A 14,048-nucleotide genomic window follows, 5' to 3' on the forward strand; every position below is an offset into this window, starting at 1 on the left:
TTTGAATATAAGAATTTATTATACGACTATTTTTTTATTAATACTTGTTTAAAAGTCTCAAAGGGAATATATTTAATTGGTATTTTTGTTCAAAATGCAGATGAAGAAACTTCTACGGATATTGAAGCAATTAATAAAATTAAAAATGAAACTAATGAAGAAACAGCTTTTAATAAAAATGTTTTAATTAGTTGTTATGTTATAGATTTTAACAGACTTAAGTCTTTTACATATCAACATAGTCTAAAATCGTTTAATGATAAAGATTTTGATTTCAATAAAGATGAAAACTCATATAATCAAGATGAAGAAGTTAATCTTGAAGATATTGGAAAAATTGCTTTTAACTTTGTATTTAATATTTGTGATATGTTAAATAATAAGCAAGTTGATATTATTGAGAAGATAGTGTCAGAAAAAAAAATAAATAAAAGACTTAAAAGGAATATGCCTCCAGGTTCTGAAATTATAATTGAACTAGAGCCAAATCAGGAATTAAAAAGATATATCTCAAAGTTTAATTCTGAATCAACAAATAAATTAAGCCATAAATTTTTAGTTAGAGGTCACTATTTCTATTTAAGGAATAAACAACATTATACTAAGACCTACAAGAAATTAGAAGATGATTCTCTTCCTGAGAATATGTTTTATGATGAAAATTCTCAATTAATTAAATGTTGGAAAAAACCTTGCTATAAGGGAGAAGGTATTGCAGTTGTTAAAGATGTTAAATTAAAGTAAATTATTTAAAAAAACACTCATTATATATTTATATGAAAACTGAAAATGAAAAACATTTGAAATACCTTACTGAAAAATATGAGGATATAGATTTTTATTCTAAATGGATAAATTCAGCAAAAAAAATAGGAGATAATCATTTTGAATTAGGTGAAATAAATGAAGATGATTTTGAAATAGATAAGCCAAGAGTAAACTATGTTCCCCCAATTGAACTCCAATGTATAATTACTAATTGTTTTATCAATAGGTCTTCATGGTATAAAATAAAAGAATTAATGCTTCCTTTAATTGATGAAGCTTTTTTATCTTATTATAATGGAAAATATTTGTCTTCGATTTCAACTATTATTATCTGTTGTGAGTATTTGTTAAAATTTGAATATTCTAAAACATTAGAAGACAATAGATTAATTGAATCTATTTTAGAAAAATTTACATTAGGTTCTTTTATTGATAACAAAAAAGCTCAAGATTTTATTAATGATGTTAAAATCCCTGAATTTAGAAATAAGTTAATAAAGATAAATAGAGTTAGAAATGGTTTCTTCCATTTCAATTCAAAAAAACTTTCAACAATTACATCAGATAATAAAATACCAACTTCACAAGAATTTGATTTATTAAAAGTAAATAAAGAAATCTATGAAATTCTAAATGAGATGTTAGGCTATTTTTATTCTAAGCCTTTTGAAGAATATGTAGAATTAGCTCTTAAAGAATTAAAAGACAATAAAACTGAAATTCTTTCTAAGATAAATCAAATTTATGGTCCTAGTGGATTTGGCGATGAATTGTATAAACATAAATTTGAACATTTTAAAAAAGAATATAATCTAGATATTGAATGGGATTAATTACCTCAAACTCTGACTAATCGATAATACTAAGCTCTGTCTAGTATTTTGAAAATAGCTTTGTTTTAATGTTTTAACATCGTCATGACCTAATAATTCAGCAATTTGCTCATTATCCAAACCTAACTCTTTACAAACATAAGCATAAGTAGATCTTAGTGAGTGAGGTATTAAATTACTCAATCTCTCTTTTTCAATATCTATGATTAAATCATTCCCTTCATTTGTTTTTTCTTCACAATTTACAATCCTAGATCTAAAACTATATCTCTTATCACTTGCAACTACCTTATATATATAATCTGTTGAACATTGAACGCCTGTAGGATTACTTTCATAATAAGCCTCAATGTATGTAGAAACATGTTCATCAAATACAATAGTCACTCTTTGAGACTTTCTAGTTTTAGCCTTCCATATAAATTTACCTTTACCCTTTCTAATATCATTAGTTCTATAAGGTATATCTATTAATAACAAATCCCTCTCAACTCCATTAATTATTAATCTACTCTTAGACAACCAGGACTTTCTCACTTGAACAACCTCTCCTCTTCTAAGTCCTGCATAAATCATAAGGTACAACATAACTAAATGTTTTGGATTAAATTTCAAATTTTGATTAATTTTAATATCTCTAATTAGAAATTGCCTTTGCTCTGGAGTTAGTGCAAACATCTTAGAAGTTTTAATATCTTTTACAATATCAGCCTTTTTTACTTTTTCAATAGTCCCGTCATCATTAATTTTTATTTCGGTCATAAATAATAAGTCTCTCAAAGATATATATAGGGTTATGATTAGTTATTAGAAATCGTAACCTTTTGAATTTTGAAGGTTTGAAAACCATATTGTTTTAGAATGTTGAAATGATAAAAGGTTATGTTAAGTTAAGATTAAAATAACCTCTAATTTAGACGACTCATTTAAGTGAGATGTTTGTATATATATACCTTTCGCTTAAATATATTTAATGAAGTTGAGTGAACAGCAAAAGATTATTATTGAATTTTTAGAACTTATTGAAACAGAACCTATTTCTTATTATGAAATTGAAAGAGTTACTAAAAGACATTATTCTACAGTAAGAAGTTATATTGATTTTCTTGAATTGTTTGGTTTTCTTAAAATTGAAAAAATAATGAATGGCAAATATATTAAGTATGAAATAACAATTACTAACGAGGGGGAGAAAGTTAGAGCAAGAATTAGGGAAAGAAAAAATAATTTGTAACTTTATGTATGTAAATTTTTAGACTAAAAATGGAATTTATTTTGTAAATTTTGAACAAAGATTATATTATTTATCCCAAACTCTAAAAAAATTCACAAATTAAACCCAATAATATTTAAAATTAAAAAATATATTTTTAATACATGGAAATTGTTCAATTAGAAATAGCAATAGAAAATTTAAATTTCCCTATTAGAATGGGAGATGAAATTGATGTGTTAAAGCTTGTTAAAAGTGGCATTGTAGAGAAAATAGAGTTCTTATAATGATTATTTTTTAAATATTTTAGTTTAAACTATTATTGATATAATTTTTCATGGTATGTTTTAAGTTCTTTTTGTATTTTCATATATTCAGTAGTTGCAAGTTTTTTTTTTGCCAGATAATGATTAAATCCGATGTCTTGTGATGCTCTACCTTGAATGAAGTTTGCAATCTCAAAATTTAAATTATATTCTATCATTAAAGTGAAATTATATTTTCTAAGGTACTTTAAAGAAAGTAGATTATTTCTTTTAATATGAGTTTTTAAACGCTCTTCATTGTAGTTTTTCATATCATCATAATTTTTCAATAATAGATTAAATGTTTCATTTAGAGCTAAACAATAAAAGGAACTTTTTGAACCTCTAAAATGATATAATGGGCAGATGAAAATGCTTTTTAAAATCTCAACATTATCTCTTGTAAATGTTTTTAGAAAAAATTTGACATCTGAAATTCTTAATCCACTTTCAAATAAGAGTCTAACAAATATATAATCAAGTATATTATATTCTTTAATTTTGTTTAATAATTTGATAACTTCATTTTTTCCTGGGACTTTAAAATCCATTCCCGAACGATAAAGTTTTAATTTATCTTTAATGTCAATACTTTCTGATTTTTTCAGTAAATCTTCTTCAACTGCATAATTGATTAAATTTCTAAATGCTAATGAGTAATATTTGGCAGAATATTTTCCCTTCCTTAATGATTCTCTAAAATTTCTATAATTGTTCTTAAAACTATTTTTTAGAACATTTGTAATGTTTTTTTTATATCCCTTGGAATGTTTATTTAACCATTCATGAAATTCATCATATTTATCAACATAGATATGATATAGGTATTTAAAATCCTTGTCCATCTCATTATCCTTATCTTTAAATTGCCAAGATTCATTTTTATATTCAATATTATTGAATTTATGAAAATGTTCTTTATCATTTTCTAAGGCTAATTCTCTCCAAAGCAATTGATTTATATGCGAAGAGAGTTTAATTCTTCTTTCTTTTAAGATATTTAATAATGATTTATCTAAAGTTACATTTACTCTTTCTTTCATAGAAAAAGAATTTCATTCTTGTTTATATAGTCTCATTTAAATGAGACCATATAATAAGCTTTATAAATCTTAAAATTTAAAATTAAATTATAGGGGATCAAAATATTGAAACAAAGAAAATTTAATTTTACAATTAAAAGAGGTATTTAGAAAAAAATGACTAAAATAACAGCTCACGACATAGACGATTATAATACTTGTTCTAGAAAAATTTGGTTAAAGAGATTTGAAAAAGATGCTAAGCCTGATGAAGCTAGTGGATTTATGCTGTATTTAGCAGATAAAGGAAATAAATTTGAAACAGATTGTCTTAAAACTATTGAAGAATATCATGAGCCTAGAAGTTATGAAGAAACAATTGCTTTAATGAAGCAAGGTGTTGAATGGATTTATCAAGGAGTTTTAGAAAATAGTAATAATATAGGAAAACCTGATTTAATGAGAAGAAATGATAATATCCCTTCAAAGTTTGGCAAATACTCTTATGATGTGATTGATATTAAGTCTGCAAAATTATATCTTGAAGATGAAGATAAAAACCCTGCAAAATTTGAGAAGAAGAAAAAAGAATTACAGAAAAATTACGGATTACAACTTTGGCATTATAGGGAAATGATGAAGGAGGTTTTAGGAGTTGCACCTTTGTTATATTTATGGGTTAGAGATAAAGAGGGATATTCAGAGGTTGAGTTTGAATATGCAGTTCAACAAAAATTCAATAGAACAACACCTATTACTACTATTTATGAGAATATAATTGATGATATTAATTCTATGACTGATAATTATGAAATTAAAGCTTTTAAATGTGGTTCTTGTGGGAGTTGTGCATGGAGTTCTTTTTGTATATCAAAGTTAGAAGAGATTCAACATTGTAGTTTAATTTATGGAATGGATAAAAGAGGAAGTATTGATTTAGAAGAATTAAGTATTAAGACTATTAAGGATTTTTATAAGAAAGTTGATTTTACTACAAAGATTAAATATGTTTTAACTGGTAATGACCCTATTAAAACTGATAGAATGAAGAAACAAGCACAGGCGATAGTTGAGAATAAAGAGTTTTATTTAGGAGATCCTTTAAAACCTTTTAATGTAGATTATTTGTTATTTTATGATATTGAGGGTGAGATGGGGCATGAGTTTGAGTATTTGCATGGAGTTTGGGAAGTTAATAGAAAAACTGGTGAGAAAAAGTATATTTCGTTTATTACGCCTGATATTAATAAAGAGAGTGAGGTTTGGAATGAATTTATTAATTATATTAAAGAAATTTCCAAGAAAGGAACTTTTAAGTTAATTTATTTTTTTAGGTATGAGATTGATGCTTGGAAAAATTTAACTAAGGCTTATGGAACATCTAAAGAGGATTTTGATTTATTAATGGAAAATTCTTTTGATATTTTGGCAGAATGGATTAATAATAAGTTAATTTTGCCAGTATATAATTATTCTATTAAAACAGTTGCACCTTATTATGGTTTTAGTTGGGAATGTAAGAATAATATTTATAAAGATGAAAACGGAAATGATTTTAAACTAGATGAGGCTAATGGTGGAGAGAGTATTGCATGGCTTGACTATTGGCTTACAGGAAAAGAACATTTTAAACAAATCATATTAGATTATAATAAAGATGATGTTATAGGTACTGAATATTTATATGAAGAGATGTTAAAGAGGTATGGTTAAATATAATTGCCAGTAACACAATATAACTACTCATAAGTTTTAATTAATCATTAAAAGGTCTTTTTGATAAATTTATACTATATTAATACAATAATTCTATAAAAATAAGAATGGTTATAAAAAAAAGAGATTATAGTAATTGGACACAACAAGAATTTGTAGATGAAATTGAACATTTAAGAAAACAAAAAACTTATGGTTTGGTTTTTGATAGAGAAAAAATTAAAGAAGAATTTGATTATTTTATGAATTTTGATGGTGAGAATGCAAAAGAAATATTTAATCCTGAATTTCAAAAAAAATTTCCATTACTTAAAGAAGTTTCAAGTAAACATATAGTTAATAATGAAGAAGAATCAAATAATTTATTAATTGAAGGAGATAATTATCATTCATTAATTACTTTAAATTTCACACATCAAAAACAAATAGATGTTATTTATATAGATCCACCCTATAATACTGGAAACAAAGATTTTATTTATAATGATAAATATGTGGATAGAGAAGATTCTTTTAGACATAGTAAATGGCTTAATTTCATGGAAAAAAGATTAAAATTGGCTAGAAATTTATTAAAAAATTCAGGAATGATACTTATTTCTATTGATGATAATGAACAGGCTCAATTAAAAATTTTATGTGATGAAATATTTGGAGAAGAAAATTTTATTGCAAATATTCCTACAATTATGAATCTCAAAGGAAATCAAGACCAATTTGGTTTTGCTGGAACTCACGAATATACTTTAGTCTATTCAAGAAATAAAACTCAATGCAATATAGGTCATTTTAAACTTGAAGATGAAGAATTAGATGAATGGAAAGAAGATGAATATGGATATTTTAAAACTGGAGCAATTAAGGCTGGCGGAGTAAATGGACCTAGACACAAAAGACCAAATTTATATTTTCCAATATTTATTAAATTAGATAATTCACTTTATGTTACAGATGATAATAAACCTCTTTCTAAAAAAGATGATATTATCTATCCTATTTCAGACAATAAAGAAATGAGTTGGAGATGGAGTAAAGATAAAATAAAAAAACAACCTTTTGACATAATTGTTAAAAGAGATAAAAATAATAAAATTATCTTGGCTAGAAAAGTAAGACCTAGTATTGGTGATATGCCTACTAAAAAACCAAAATCTATATTTTATAAAGCAGAATACAGTAGTGGTAATGGGACTAATTTGTTGAAAAAAATGTTTAATGAAAAAATATTTAATAATCCTAAACCATTAGAGTTAATTAAAGATTTTATTAAATTAACTTCAAAAAAAAATTCAATAATCTTAGACTTTATGGCAGGTTCAGGAACGACAGGACACGCCGTTTTAGAATTAAATAAATTAGATAATGGAAATAGGAAATTTATTTTATGCACTAATAATGAAAATAATATTTGTAAAGATGTATGTTATCCAAGAATAAGTAAAGTTATTAATGGATATAAAGATAATAAAGGAAATAATATTGAAGGTTTAGGTGGAAATTTAAGATATTTTAAAACCGATTTTGTTGATTCTGAAATAACTGATGAAAATAAAAAAAAGATTGTTGATAAATCAACTGAAATGATTTGCATAAGGGAAAATGCTTTTGAAAAAATTGAAAATAATGATGAATTTAAAATTTTTAAAAACAATAAGTTTAACTTAGGAATTATATTTGAAGATTATTGTATAGAAGATTTTATTAAAATAGCAAAGACAATACCTGGTAAATTTAAGGTTTATTGTTTCACATTAGATGGAAGTTTAGACTTAAATGAATTTCGAGAAATTAGAGATAGAGTCAAATTATCTCCAATTCCTGAAGCAATTTTACATATTTATAGGAGGATAATTAAAGAATGATTGAATTAAAAGAATACCAAGAAAAAGCAGTTTCTAAATTAAAAACAGAAATTGAAAACCTACTTAATTACAACAATAAAGTTTGTATTTTTAAATCACCTACTGGAAGTGGAAAAACTATAATGATTGCAGAATTTCTTAAAAAGTTAGTTGACAAAAGACAAGATAATAAAGATTTTGCATTTATTTGGATTGCAGTAAATAAATTACATAATCAATCTAAAATAAAATTAGAACAATATTACGAAGATAATCAAATTTTACATTGTTCCAATTTTGAAGACTTAGTTGATAAAAAATTAAATCAAAATGAAATACTTTTTTTTAATTGGCAAAGTATAAACAAAAAAGATAATTTATATATTAAAGAAAATGAAAAAGACAATAATTTGGATAAAATTATTGAAAATACAAAATCCGATAATAGAGAAATTATTTTAATAATAGATGAAAGTCATCATACTGCAACTTCAGATAAATCGAGAGAAATCATTTCATTAATCTCACCAAAAGTAACCATTGAAGTTTCAGCAACTCCTATACTTCAAGGAGATGCTATTGCCAATGTTGACTTCAATGATGTTAGAGGAGAAGGTATGATTAAATCTGAGATTTCTATAAATCCTGAAATCAATGAAGAAAAAGCCTCAAATAAAACTACCGATATTGTAATTATTGAACAAGCCTTAGAAAAAAGAAAAGAGTTAGTTAATTCTTATGCAAATGAGGGTTCAAATGTAAATCCTTTAATTTTAATTCAACTGCCTGATAATAGAAAAGGAATGATTGATAGAAAAGATGATGTAATAAGCATTTTAAAAGAAAAAAATATAACTGTTGAAAATGGCAAACTAGCAATTTATTTATCTGATAAAGAAGATAAAGTTAATTTAGCAAATATTGAAAAAACAGATAATGAAGTTGAAGTATTAATTTTCAAACAAGCAATAGCCTTAGGGTGGGATTGTCCTCGTTCTTCAATTTTAATTCTATTTAGAGACTGGCAATCCATTACATTTTCAATTCAAACCATAGGGAGAATTATGAGAATGCCTGAGTTTAAACATTACAATTCAGAAGAATTAAACAAAGGTTATGTTTTTACTAATTTATCTAAAGTTGAAATTGCTCAAGACATAGCAAAAGATTATATTACAATTTATGAATCAAAAAGAGATAAAGAATTATATAAAGATTTAAAATTAAAATCAATTTATTTAAAAAGACAAAGAGAAAAAACTAGACTTTCAGGACAATTTATAAAAATGTTATTTAAAATTGTTGAAAAAGAAAACACTCATAGAAAAATTAATATGGCACAATCAATATTAATTAATATAATTTTAACAGATGGAAAAATTGGAAATATTGATGATGAAAATTCTGTTGAGGGTGGAACTGAAATTAAAACTAAAATTAGTAATAGGGAATTACAATATATGTTTGATAATTTAATTATGAGATTATGTTATCCTTTTTCACCATCTGATTCGAGCGGAAGATTGAAAACTGCTTTATTTAAATTTTTTAATAAGAAATTAAAGATTGAAAGTTATTCTGAAATTCAAAGAGCAATATTAAGTAAAAATAATATTCAAACAATTATAGACTTAGTTAATAGTGCTAAAGAATTATATACTGAGACATTTGTAGAAACATTGGTTGAACAAAGAGAGATAATTGAAAGTATTTGGGAAGTGCCTAAAATTATAACTCATGCGACTAATTTTAAAGAATATAATTACAAAAAATCAATTATGAAACCTTTTTATGATATAACTGATAGTTCTTTAGAAAGTGATTTTATTAACTATTTAGATAATAATTCTAAAATTAAATGGTGGTATAAAAATGGGGAAGTCGAGCCTAAATATTTTGCAATAGAGTATAAAGATACTAATGGGTTAAATAGATCATTTTATCCTGACTTTATAGTTCAATTTAATGATGGACGAGTTGGAATACTTGAAACAAAAGGAGATTTAACGGCAGGAGGTATAACAAAAGAGAAAGCAGAGGCTTTACATCTATACATAAAAGAAAATAAAAATAAAAAATTATTTGGTGGAATAGTTTATTTCAAAGATAGTTCTTGGAGACTTAATGATAATAAAGTTTATTCTTTCGATAAAAATATTTTAAGTGATTGGAAATATTTAGATAAAGAACTATAAATACGGGGTGGCTCAATCGGGAAATCGAACACCACCCACAATTATAAACTAGGCTTATAAGATATAAAAATGTTTGGATTTAATTTAATTCTTTCAAGATTTTCAAATACTTTAAAGTATCTGTATTTAAATCAATACTCCAACAATTTTTATTTTTATTCCATTCAAAATTTCTACTAACAAGTTTTTTTATTGTTTTATATCCTAATTGTTCTTTTAAATGGAATTCTAATTGATTTTCTTTGTAGTTCTCAACAACTAAAACATTATTTATTTCATACTCTTTACTTTTTAAATCCTTTTTAGTTTCAAGAAAGTCAATTTTCTTTCTAGTGAAATTAGCCTTATTTCTAAGATTATGTAAGATCTTATGATGAATCAATTTTCTTTTTTCTTTCATTGCTAGTTTATTATAATTTCTTATTCTTTCTCTCTCAGATTCAATTTTATCTAATCTTTTTTTATATCTATCAAGAGCATTAAAATCAGTAATAAAAATTGGTTTTTTAGAAACCATTTTTAAAAATCATCTACTCTCATTAAAATATTGTTGTTCATATCTTTTACAAGCTCAATTATACTTTTTTGTCCTTGTGGTTTGAAATAAACTTGTTTATCTTTAATATAATAAACTTCATCATAAACTCCAACATAATCATTTTGAAATGATTCAGGGATTAAATAAACTACTTTATCCATAGTTCCCTTTTTAGCATTATATTTTAATTGTTCACTTATTACAAAAGTAAGTTCAGGATCTCGCATAACATCCCCGTTTAATTTTCCATAAAAAGCAAAACTAACTCTATCATCTGCAATTTTTTCAATTACAACATCCATTAATCCTCCGCTTTTTTCTAACTTAATATAAACATCTCCTGTTTTAGCAGTTGTTAAATCAACTCCTCTTTTCTCTAAGAGCTTTGAAATTCCTTTTAAACTTTTTAATTGTATTTTTTTTATTTTAACCATTTTTCCCGATTGATTCAAGTTCAAGCTTTAAGCTCATTTGAACTTAATTATATTAATACTTAAATATTTATAAACAAACTTCTAAACGCCTTTAAACTCAATTACAAAGGCATTTTAAACAAATAATAATAATTATTCTATAATTATTTCAGGAGTTAAATTATAAACTGAATATTCTAAACTTAACTCGAATTCTCTTTTTTCTTCCTCATCCGATAATTTAAATTTATTATTTCCTAAAAATTCAACTTCAAACTTTTTATTTTCATCATAAGTATTTATGAAAATTGCTTTATTTCGTTCTTTGGTTTTTAATTTCCATTGATGAGAATAAGCTTTAATAATATTAAAATTAAACTCCTCATCTAATTTAATATTAATTTTCTCCATTTCTGCAAAAATTTCATCATGTTTGTTTTTATGTTCTAATATGATTTTTTCATAATTTTTATTTAAATAATTTTTAACTTCATCTTTTGTTTTGAAAGATTTTTCAAAAACTTGATTTCCCCATCTAATATTAAAATAATTCTCTAATTTTGAGTTTTTAAAATAAACTTCAATTCTCAAATCATATTTATTAATTGGTTTATTTTGATTTATTGCAGTAAAAGAACCAATTTTTATTAAGTTTAGATTTTCATTTTTTAAAGTTTCAATATCTTTTCTACTCCAACCATTATATTTTATTTCGATTTCTTCGTTTAAATTTTCTTTGATTGAGTTTAATTTGAAAGTTCTTAAAATATCATATTTCTTATTATGAAATGGTTCTCTCTCTTCTTTGATTTTATTTAGTTCTTCATTTTCTTGTTCTCTAAGTTTAGAGATTTCTTTAAATTGTTTATCTTTGATAATATTTATCTTTTTATTGTAATAAGAATCAGTATTATTTTGATTTTCTAAATATAGTTTTTTTATTAAATCCTCTTTCTTTTCTAGTTTTTCAATACTAGCGTTAATCTCTTTTAATTCATTTGATAAATTGTTATTCTCCATTTTCCCGATTGAATTTAAGCTCATTTGAACTTAATTATAAGAAGTGAATATTATTTATAAACGGATTTGAGAACGCCTTTAACTACGAGATTATAGGTATTTTTAATAATAAAAAGATTATTAAAAAATAAATATAATTTAAAAATTTAAGAAACAAATAACAACACATACATAAGATTTATATACATTTCCTTAATTAATACTACTTAGTGACAAAAAAAAACTTGATTTCAGATTTAAAATTAGAAATTGATGAACCAATTTCAAGCAAAGATGAGGATAAATTATATTATGAAGAAATTTATGTTGAGTCTATTTATAATATTTTAGAAAGTAATAATAAAGATTTTTCTTTTGGGATTTTTGGTAACTACGGAAGTGGAAAATCAGGCATAATAAAATTATTGGAGAATAGGTATGAAAAGGATAATGATATTGTTTTCATAAATACCTCAGTTTGGGGTTATGAGCCAATTGAATTTATTAGAAAACTCCTAAAAAATTTAAATAAAGAACTTAATCATAAAAAGAATCAAGAGAAATTCAATGAAAGCTTATATAGTGAGAGAATAGAACTTGATAACTCTAAAATAAAGATGAATAATAATAAAATTTTTAATAGCTTATATCTCTTTTTAGGAATAATCTCAATTCTTTCCATCATCTGGTTTATTATCTTAAATATTTACAAAGATTTTGATTTGAGTGAATATTTATTAATATGTTTTACTTTTTTAAGCCCTATTGCAACCCTTTTTATTGCTTTCTTAATCTATAGATATGGACCCGATAATTTCGGGAAAAAAACTATACATAAACCAATTAAAATTGATGAATTTCAAAATAAGTTTGAAGAACTATTAAACACAAAACAGAAACGAAAAAAAATAGAGACTCTGATTCTTGTTATTGATGATTTAGATAGGTGTAATGAGAATATGGTTGTAAGAGTTTTAGAAATATTAAATTGTTTAATAAGGGATGGTTTAACTAATGATAATCTAAAAATAAAAATACTCTTACCTTTTTCTTTAACAAAATATCAAGATGAGAGGATAGACATTGAGGAAGATAAAGAAAAGAAAAAAGATTTTGATTTTTTAATGGCAAATATTGTGAAATTTTTGGATTCCTATATATTGTTACCATCACAATCAGAATTAGGATTATACAAAATATTTAATGAGGTAGGAAAATGAATCAAATTATGATTTTAGATATTAATAAAGTAAAGGAAGCAATTGTGAAATTTTTAGATTTATTTGATAATCCAAGAGAAATCAAATTATTTAAAAATTTTGTAATTTCACAAGCCCACATAAAAAATAATTATTTTAAACTGTTAGAGTCTCATTTAAGAAAAGAGAATAAAAACCTTATTGATTATTATAATAAAAATAAACAAACGAATTTAGAAGAAAAATTTATATATGTTCAATTTATGTTATTTTATTTTCCTCAAAAAATGAATATATTTTTTAATTCGCCATCCCAAATATTAGACGATAAGATTCATAAACTAAGAGAAAATGAGACGATATCTTTTAGAGATTATTATGGAGGTTTAGATAAAATCAAACCTTTTAAACCTGAAAGTATAGTTTGTCCTTTATTAGTTCTGAATGAAGTTGAGATATTTATAGACAGATTTAAATTAGATTATGTTTTCAATGAGAATGAAGTTAATAAAAAGATAAATGATTATTTTAGTAACAATTTAGATTATTTTTTAAAAATCTTTAAAGAAAATACATTAGTTGAGGCAAATTCTTCAAATTCTAACAATAATTATATTTATACTAATTTCTTTTATACTACTAAATATAAAGAAATCTTTTCTAAAATATACAAAGAAAAGTTTTTAGATAAAAGTCTAGATATTTTAACTGAACTTTCTACTTTTCAAGAATTTACAACTGCAATGATAAATGTATTTTTTGGAAATGATAATAAAGATAAAGTTAAGTTTAATAATGTGTTTTTTGATTTAGATATCAATCAAATTAAAACTAATAATTTACTTATTAAACAATTTAAAAATGTAATACAATCAATTAGAAGTGAAGATGCTAAAAAAAAATTTCATAGAATATTGTATCTACAAATAATTAAGATATATCCTTATCTAACATTATTTAATTTAAATTTTTTAGTTGAACTTTTTAATGATGAAATATTTATAAA

14 protein-coding genes are annotated in these 14,048 nt (G+C 23.7%); 9 read left to right on the forward strand and 5 right to left on the reverse strand.

Translation table 11 applies throughout. The annotated features are described in order from the left end of the window. Both PF569_09385 and PF569_09390 read left to right on the forward strand, forming a co-directional pair. A partial coding sequence (locus PF569_09385; GenBank protein MDA3856448.1) for a hypothetical protein occupies positions 1-744 on the forward strand: 744 nt, incomplete at its 5' end. A 32-nt stretch (positions 745-776) separates the two neighbouring features. Then, complete coding sequence (locus PF569_09390; GenBank protein ID MDA3856449.1) at positions 777-1,601, forward strand: hypothetical protein; 825 nt, start codon at positions 777-779, stop codon at positions 1,599-1,601. Here PF569_09390 and PF569_09395 read toward each other — a convergent pair whose 3' ends face one another. Continuing rightward, positions 1,602-2,363, reverse strand: a complete 762-nt coding sequence (locus tag PF569_09395; GenBank protein MDA3856450.1) for a site-specific integrase — start codon at positions 2,361-2,363, stop codon at positions 1,602-1,604. A gap of 211 nt (positions 2,364-2,574) precedes the next feature. On the opposite strand from PF569_09395, the gene PF569_09400 reads away from it, so the two are divergent. Continuing rightward, entirely contained in the window at positions 2,575-2,835 is a 261-nt protein-coding gene (locus tag PF569_09400) for a hypothetical protein (GenBank protein MDA3856451.1), read from the forward strand. 143 nt (positions 2,836-2,978) lie between these two features. Continuing rightward, positions 2,979-3,101, forward strand: coding sequence for a hypothetical protein (locus tag PF569_09405; protein ID MDA3856452.1), 123 nt, complete (start codon positions 2,979-2,981; stop codon positions 3,099-3,101). Between the two features lie 32 nt (positions 3,102-3,133). Here the strand turns inward: PF569_09405 and PF569_09410 are convergent, their stop codons facing one another. Further along, positions 3,134-4,162 carry an integrase gene (locus PF569_09410; GenBank protein MDA3856453.1) on the reverse strand — a complete coding sequence of 343 codons (1,029 nt, stop codon included), beginning with the start codon at positions 4,160-4,162 and terminating at the stop codon, positions 3,134-3,136. Between the two features lie 156 nt (positions 4,163-4,318). On the opposite strand from PF569_09410, the gene PF569_09415 reads away from it, so the two are divergent. From PF569_09415 to PF569_09425, 3 genes are all read left to right on the forward strand, one after another. Then, positions 4,319-5,854 carry a TM0106 family RecB-like putative nuclease gene (locus tag PF569_09415; GenBank protein MDA3856454.1) on the forward strand — a complete coding sequence of 512 codons (1,536 nt, stop codon included), beginning with the start codon at positions 4,319-4,321 and terminating at the stop codon, positions 5,852-5,854. A gap of 110 nt (positions 5,855-5,964) precedes the next feature. After that, positions 5,965-7,719: a site-specific DNA-methyltransferase gene (locus PF569_09420; protein ID MDA3856455.1), complete on the forward strand. Its 1,755-nt coding sequence runs from the start codon at positions 5,965-5,967 to the stop codon at positions 7,717-7,719. Beyond that, a complete protein-coding gene (locus tag PF569_09425; GenBank protein MDA3856456.1) occupies positions 7,716-9,893 on the forward strand; it encodes a DEAD/DEAH box helicase family protein in 2,178 nt (725 codons plus the stop codon). The genes PF569_09420 and PF569_09425 overlap by 4 nt, the downstream gene beginning before the upstream one ends. Positions 9,894-9,972: 79 nt before the next feature. Here the strand turns inward: PF569_09425 and PF569_09430 are convergent, their stop codons facing one another. From PF569_09430 to PF569_09440, 3 genes are all read right to left on the reverse strand, one after another. Next, the gene (locus PF569_09430) at positions 9,973-10,410 is read right to left on the reverse strand and encodes a hypothetical protein (protein ID MDA3856457.1); all 438 of its coding nucleotides are present in this window, start codon (positions 10,408-10,410) and stop codon (positions 9,973-9,975) included. 2 nt (positions 10,411-10,412) lie between these two features. After that, on the reverse strand, positions 10,413-10,865 hold the full coding sequence (locus PF569_09435; GenBank protein MDA3856458.1) for a hypothetical protein: 453 nt from the start codon (positions 10,863-10,865) through the stop codon (positions 10,413-10,415). A 132-nt stretch (positions 10,866-10,997) separates the two neighbouring features. Then, positions 10,998-11,864 carry a hypothetical protein gene (locus PF569_09440; protein MDA3856459.1) on the reverse strand — a complete coding sequence of 289 codons (867 nt, stop codon included), beginning with the start codon at positions 11,862-11,864 and terminating at the stop codon, positions 10,998-11,000. Between the two features lie 209 nt (positions 11,865-12,073). On the opposite strand from PF569_09440, the gene PF569_09445 reads away from it, so the two are divergent. Continuing rightward, the gene (locus PF569_09445; protein MDA3856460.1) at positions 12,074-13,063 is read left to right on the forward strand and encodes a P-loop NTPase fold protein; all 990 of its coding nucleotides are present in this window, start codon (positions 12,074-12,076) and stop codon (positions 13,061-13,063) included. Then, on the forward strand, positions 13,060-14,048 hold a 989-nt coding region (locus PF569_09450), incomplete at its 3' end, for a hypothetical protein (protein ID MDA3856461.1). The genes PF569_09445 and PF569_09450, both read left to right, overlap by 4 nt.

This window comes from Candidatus Woesearchaeota archaeon, from assembly GCA_027858315.1.
GTDB lineage: Archaea > Nanobdellota > Nanobdellia > Woesearchaeales > UBA583 > UBA583.

Bases quoted from the DNA above. Each gene is read 5' to 3' on its own strand.
- PF569_09440 (MDA3856459.1), bottom strand. From the start codon at position 11,864: ATGGAGAATAACAATTTATCAAATGAATTAAAAGAGATTAACGCTAGT.
- PF569_09395 (MDA3856450.1), bottom strand. From the start codon at position 2,363: ATGACCGAAATAAAAATTAATGATGACGGGACTATTGAAAAAGTAAAA.
- PF569_09390 (MDA3856449.1), top strand. From the start codon at position 777: ATGAAAACTGAAAATGAAAAACATTTGAAATACCTTACTGAAAAATAT.
- PF569_09425 (MDA3856456.1), top strand. From the start codon at position 7,716: ATGATTGAATTAAAAGAATACCAAGAAAAAGCAGTTTCTAAATTAAAA.
- PF569_09435 (MDA3856458.1), bottom strand. From the start codon at position 10,865: ATGGTTAAAATAAAAAAAATACAATTAAAAAGTTTAAAAGGAATTTCA.
- PF569_09410 (MDA3856453.1), bottom strand. From the start codon at position 4,162: ATGAAAGAAAGAGTAAATGTAACTTTAGATAAATCATTATTAAATATC.
- PF569_09430 (MDA3856457.1), bottom strand. From the start codon at position 10,410: ATGGTTTCTAAAAAACCAATTTTTATTACTGATTTTAATGCTCTTGAT.
- PF569_09415 (MDA3856454.1), top strand. From the start codon at position 4,319: ATGACTAAAATAACAGCTCACGACATAGACGATTATAATACTTGTTCT.
- PF569_09400 (MDA3856451.1), top strand. From the start codon at position 2,575: ATGAAGTTGAGTGAACAGCAAAAGATTATTATTGAATTTTTAGAACTT.
- PF569_09405 (MDA3856452.1), top strand. From the start codon at position 2,979: ATGGAAATTGTTCAATTAGAAATAGCAATAGAAAATTTAAATTTCCCT.
- PF569_09420 (MDA3856455.1), top strand. From the start codon at position 5,965: ATGGTTATAAAAAAAAGAGATTATAGTAATTGGACACAACAAGAATTT.